Below are 1,469 nucleotides of genomic sequence, written 5' to 3' on the forward strand. Positions count from 1 at the left end.
GGCCCGCCCGCACCACGCCGCCGCCGGCTTTCACCGCCCCCGCCCCCGGTTCCCCGTCGTCCGGCGCAGCCGCGAGCGGACCGCCCGCTGCGCCACCGGGCCCAGGTCCTCCAGCGCGGCGGCCAGCGCGGCCAGTTGGTCCAGGGACGCCAGCGCGCTCTCGGCGCCCGCCGGGTCCACGCCCTCGTACAGTTCCAGGCCGACGAAGGCCGCCGAGGCCGCCTTCGCCAGGCCCGGCACGTCCACGAACTCCGCCAGCGGGGTGCCCGCCAGCACACGCTCCAGGACGCGCGCGATCTCGTCCGTCCACAGCGTGAGCCCGGCGGCCGTGGCGGTCGCCAGCCGGGGCTGGGTCTGGCCCCCGGCAAGGAGCTGGCCGAGCACGGCGACATGGCCGCCGGCCCGCTCGGAGGCGTGCAGTTCGCGGGCCACGGCGAGGAGTTCACCCAGGGAGCGCACCTCGTCCAGCCGCTCCCGGTAGGTCGCGAGCCGCTGTTCGGCGCCGTGGCGGCAGGCGGCGGCCAGCAGGTCGTCCACCGTGCCGAAGTGGTAGAAGACCAGGGCCTGGTTGACCCCGGCGGCCGCGGCGATGCTCCGCGCGGACGTCTTGGCGATGCCCTGCCCGGTGAGCGTGGCGAGCGCCCCGTCCAGCAGCTTCGTCCGGGTGTCGGCCCCGCCGCCCGCCTTCTTCACGTCGTCGCTCATGCCCGTGCCTCCTCGCGTACCGGCCGCAGATCCTGCCGTACGCGGCCGGCCGGCGCGTACGCGGCGGTGAACGAGCCCTCGTAGCCGAACAGCGGGCCGAAGCGGCGGTTGGTGACCGCGACCCGGATGCGGAAGCGGCCCGCCGCCTCGTCGTACGACTCCCGCACCACCGCGTCGCCCCCGATCAGCTCCGGCACCCGCGCGTCCACGGGGCCCTCCCGGAAGCGGTGTTCGCCGGAGCGGATGACGAGGGCACCGGCCCCGTCCACCGACAGGCGGAGATCCGTGGCGAGGTGCTGATGCGTCCCCAGGTAGTCGACCACGCACCCGCGTTCCGGGCTGTGGACCATCGTCGCGTCGAAGCGCCGGGGGCCGTCCGGGAAGGCGAACGTCCGCACGAAGGTGACCGTCTCGCGGCCGTAGGAGTCCGTGAAGGGCACGTTCTCGATGGTGAACGGGACGTCCCGGCCGGCACGCGGAAGCAAGATGTTGCGGGTGGCGCCCAGCGCGAGGAACGGGCGCACCCAGCGGCCGCCGTGCCACACCCGCTCCATCACCCCGCGCCCCGTGCACGCCTCGCCGCTGTCCAGGCCCACCGAGAAGCGGCGCCGGAGCTGCGGGTGGAGCCGGTCGAAGTCGGCCCCCAGGGCCTGCTGGAAGATCGAGGTCACGGCTGCTCCAGGCGGTCGAGGAGGGCGGGCGGTGCGCTGCTCGCGGCGCCGCGCCCCGGCGGGCGGCGCAGGCAGCGGCGGGCGGCCGGGGTG

General features: G+C 76.2%; 2 protein-coding genes. Both read right to left on the reverse strand.

Features of this window, described 5'->3' with window-relative positions:
• Positions 1–30 precede the first annotated feature (30 nt).
• Complete coding sequence (locus tag MHW47_RS35380; RefSeq protein WP_239227902.1) at positions 31–705, reverse strand: TetR/AcrR family transcriptional regulator; 675 nt, start codon at positions 703–705, stop codon at positions 31–33.
• Positions 702–1,376: a DUF4166 domain-containing protein gene (locus MHW47_RS35385; protein WP_239227903.1), complete on the reverse strand. Its 675-nt coding sequence runs from the start codon at positions 1,374–1,376 to the stop codon at positions 702–704. Before MHW47_RS35385 ends, MHW47_RS35380 begins: the two co-directional genes overlap by 4 nt.
• Positions 1,377–1,469: the final 93 nt, after the last annotated feature.

Source organism: Streptomyces sp. OfavH-34-F, assembly GCF_022347745.1.
Classification (GTDB): Bacteria; Actinomycetota; Actinomycetes; order Streptomycetales; family Streptomycetaceae; genus Streptomyces.

Excerpts from the sequence above, each read along its gene's own strand:
- MHW47_RS35380 (WP_239227902.1), bottom strand. The coding sequence starts at position 705 with ATGAGCGACGACGTGAAGAAGGCGGGCGGCGGGGCCGACACCCGGACG.